Annotated in this window: 3 protein-coding genes and 1 pseudogene; 1 reads left to right on the top strand and 3 read right to left on the bottom strand. The window is 68.8% G+C overall.

Annotated elements, in window-relative coordinates; translation table 11 throughout:
• On the bottom strand, positions 1–1,291 hold a 1,291-nt coding region (locus G3N99_RS36050; RefSeq protein WP_206124751.1), incomplete at its 3' end, for an MFS transporter.
• A gap of 411 nt (positions 1,292–1,702) precedes the next feature.
• Here G3N99_RS36050 and G3N99_RS36045 point away from each other — a divergent pair.
• A complete protein-coding gene (locus G3N99_RS36045) occupies positions 1,703–2,821 on the top strand; it encodes a porin (protein WP_206124750.1) in 1,119 nt (372 codons plus the stop codon).
• Between the two features lie 50 nt (positions 2,822–2,871).
• On the opposite strand, the gene G3N99_RS36040 is transcribed toward G3N99_RS36045, so the two are convergent.
• Both G3N99_RS36040 and G3N99_RS36035 read right to left on the bottom strand, forming a co-directional pair.
• Entirely contained in the window at positions 2,872–3,906 is a 1,035-nt protein-coding gene (locus G3N99_RS36040) for a LysR family transcriptional regulator (RefSeq protein WP_206124749.1), read from the bottom strand.
• Positions 3,903–4,009, bottom strand: a pseudogene (locus G3N99_RS36035) (AraC family transcriptional regulator); the annotation flags it as partial. The gene G3N99_RS36040 and the pseudogene G3N99_RS36035, both read right to left, overlap by 4 nt.

Genomic DNA, 4,009 nt, shown 5'->3' with positions numbered 1-4,009 from the left:
CGAGCAGCAGCGCGGCGAGCGTGGCGGCCGCGACGTTGACGATCGACATCGAGTGACCGACCGCCGCCGGCGCGCCGAACACGCGATCGGTGAACAGCGCGACGACGGTCGTGCCGATCCCGAGTGCGATCAGGTTCGACACGAGCAGGAACAGCGCGGAGATCTGCGCGCGCATCTGGTTCGGCGCGAGCGTCTGCATCGCGGCGGTGGACGTCGGCATCGGGAACGACGCGAAGAACATCGCGACGACGAGCGTCGCGAGCGACGCGGGCAGCGAGTCGAGCTGCGTGAACAGCGTCGCGGGGATCACCATGCACGCGGCGCCGATCGCGCCGGCGCGCATCGGCGCATCCTCGCGGCCGCGTCGCAGCAGCCAGTCGTTGAGCCAGCCGCCGCAGAACACGCCGGCCGTGTTCGCCACCAGCAGCACGATGCCGAGCGTGTAGCCGGCTTCGACGGCCGTCATCCCGAAGTGGCGGATATAGAACGCGGGCGTCCAGCTCAGCAGGCAGTACAGCGTCATCGCGTAGAACGAGAAGCCGAGGTAGTGGCACGAGAAGGTCGCGCGATGCGTGCCGACGAAGCGCAGTGAATCGCGCATCGACACGCGCCGCACGGCGCCCGAGCGATCCTGCGCGAGCCCCTTGCGCTGCGGGTCGCGCACGGTCGCGGCGAACAGCAGCGCGACGAAGATTCCCGGCAGCCCGACGATCAGGAACGTGACCTGCCATGCATGCACCTGCCCGACCACCGGCAGCGTGAACGCACTCGCGTGCTTGAGCAGCGCGATCACGTAGCCGCCGATCAGGAACGCCACGCCGCCGCCGATGAACGAGCCGAGCGAATACACGGCGATCGCGCGTCCGAGCTTCTCCTTCGGGAAGTAGTCGGCGAGCATCGAATACGCGCCGGGCGACAGCGCGGCTTCGCCGACACCGACGCCCATCCGCGCGATGAACATCTGCACGAAATGCTGGCTGAGCCCGCACGCGGCGGTCGCGACGCTCCACAGCGCGATGCCGAGCGAGATGATCCGCGGCCGCGCGTAACGGTCGGCGAGATAGGCGACGGGCAGCCCCATCACCGCATAGAACAGCGAGAACGCGAAGCCGTTCAGCAGGCTGAACTGCGTATCGGACAGATGCAGGTCGCGCTTGATCGGCTCGATCATCAGCACGAGGACCTGGCGGTCGACGAACGAAAAGACGTACGCGAGCATGCAGATGACGACGACATACCATTCGTACGTATAGCGCTTGCCGTCGGCAGCGCGGGCCGTGGATGCGGACATGCGGATTCTCCAGGAGCGGGCGGTGGAAAAGCGCGGCAGCGGCCTTGGCGGGCCGGGCGCCGTCGCGGCGCGAAAGCGTGCGGGGGCACGTGTCGGAGACGCAGCGTAGTCGGCCAAATTCGGCCGCCATAGCCGGAGTGACAGCCGCACCACACGGGCATTTACCGACCCGGATAAAGAAAACACCAGGGTCCCGCGCGCCGGCCGCCGCGCAGCGCGCCTGTGGCGGGGCGCGCACGCATCATGTGGCGCATCTATAAGCGTTATAGAGCGCATTGCGTCGACGTCCGAAATTGTCGTTCCTAGACTCGGCCCGTTTTTGATCGGCAGCGTTGGCCCTTCGCGGCGAACGCGCTTCACACCACACGGCGCGACGCCGACCGGCGCCGGAAACTCTACGGGACGACGACGATGAATCAACCGAACGGGCGGGCCGACCGGCTTGCCGTACCGCTTGCCGCGCTGCTTGCCTGCGCGGCGCTGCCCGCATTCGCACAATCGAGCGTGACGCTCTACGGCCGCGTCGACACCGCGATCGAATACGCGAACGCCGGGCCGAACCACGTGACGCGCATGGGCAGCGGCAACCTGTTCGCGTCGCAGTGGGGGCTGAAGGGCGTCGAGGATCTCGGCGGCGGCTACGCGACGATCTTCAAGCTGGAGGATGGCTTCAATGCGGGAAGCGGTGCGCTGTCGAACAGCAGCGCACTGTTCGGCCGCGAGGCGTGGGTCGGCATCACGGGGCCGTTCGGCGGCGTGCAGTTCGGCGAGCTGTACACGATCCTGCACACGACGCTGGTCACGTACAGCCTGCCGGGCCTCGGCGCGGGGCTCGCGTGGGGCAATGCGACGAACAACTTCGTCGGGCCCGCGTTCCTGCGCGTGCGCAACTCGATGCGCTACACGTCGCCGCGCTACGCGGGCTTCATGCTGCGCGCGATGGCCGCGCGCGGCACCAACGGCGCGGCCGGGCAGCCGGCGACGCTCGGCGATACCTACGGCGCGGGGCTCAACTACGTGCAAGGCGGGCTGTCGGTCGACGTCGACTATATGCAGCAGAAGTTCAGCCCGGTGGCCGCATCCGCGCTCGGCGATACCAGCCCGGCCGCGAACGGCAACTACACGCTGGGCGCGATTTCGTACGACTTCAGCGTCGTGAAGGTGGCCGCGTTGTACATGCGTCATCGCGGCGGCCCCGACGTCGCGACCGCGATCGACAGCCAGAGCGCGTATCCGCACAGCGACATCATGGAGCTGAGCGCGACGGTGCCGATCGGGCGTGCGTCGCTGTTGCTGAGCGTCGGCCACTACCGCAAGGTCGCGGACAGCGACGGCAACGCAGATTCGTACGGCATCCGCCTCGACTATCCGCTGTCGAAGCGCACGGTGCTGTACACGGGCGCCGCGATGGTGCGCAACGGCGCGCATGCGCGCTTCGTTGTCAACGGTGCGGCGGGTGGCGGCGTCGCGGTTGCCAAGCCCGGCGCGACGGCCAGTTCGATCGTCGCGGGCATTCTCACGTCGTTCTGACGGTTTCGGCCACCCCGCGCCCGTGCGCATACCCGTACCCGCTTGCGCCGCTATGCGCAGGCGGGCGGCTGCGGCGCGAGCCATGCGTCGAACGGCGCCAGCTCGCCGATGTTGAACAGCTCGAGCAGCAGCGCACGCAGCCAGCGATGGCCGGGGTCGGCGTCGAAACGCCGGTGCCAGTACGCGTTCACCGCCCATTCGCCGGCATCGGCGATCTCGTACAGCGTGCACGGCTGCCGCGCCGCGAACGTGATCGCGATCGTCTCCGGCAGGATCAGCGCGTAGTCGCCGTCCTGCAGCAGCGCGGGCACCACCATGAAATCGGGTAGCGCCGCGCGCACGCGCGGCATCAGCCCGTGCCGTTCCAGCAACTGCATCGATTGCGGATGCGACGTGACCGCGACGAAGCGCAGCGTGTCGGGCGCGTCGCCATCGAGCACGTAGTCGTCGGGCAGCGCGACACGCTGCGCGGTGCGACGCGGCATCAGCAGCACGCAGCGCTCGTGCAGCAGCGCGGCGCGCTGGAAATGGCTCGACGCATCGGCGAAATGCCCGAGCGCGAAGTCGATGCGCCCCGATTCGAGCGCGACGTTGAGCTGGCATTCGTCGACGTGCAGCGTCTCGATCACGGCGCCCGGTGCACGGCGGTCGAATGCGGCGAGCAGCGTCGGCAGGAACGCGCTCGCCGCGAAATCGCTCATGTGCAGGCGGAACACGCGCTGCGTGCTGTCGGGCGTGAAGCGCGAGCCTTCGTCGAGCACGTCCTGCAGGATCGCGAGCGCCTTGTCGACCGACAGCGCGAGCCGCTGCGCGCGCGGCGTCGGCTCGACGCCGGTGCCGGTGCGCACGAACAGCGCGTCGCGGAACATCAGCCGCAGCCGGCCGAGCGCGTAGCTCACGGATGGCTGCGTGACGCCGAGCCGCAGCGCCGCGCGGCCGACGTGCCGCTCCTCATAGACCGCGCGAAACGTCTTCAGCAAGTTGAGATCGAGATCCTGCACGCGCAGTTCGGACGGGTCGTTGTCCTGCTGCGCGGATTCGGTGCGGGCCGGGGCCGCCGGGCGGCCGGTTGCGGAGTGCGTCATCGGGGTTGCCTCGCGGTGACGGAAGGCGCGTGGCCGTAACGCCGCGCATACGCCTTCGCGAAATGGCCGAAGCCATGGATGCCGTGTGTGATCAGCACGTCGA

It is taken from the genome of Burkholderia sp. Ac-20392, from assembly GCF_017104585.1.
GTDB lineage: Bacteria > Pseudomonadota > Gammaproteobacteria > Burkholderiales > Burkholderiaceae > Burkholderia > Burkholderia lata.
This window is presented reverse-complemented; position numbering and strand designations above follow the sequence as displayed.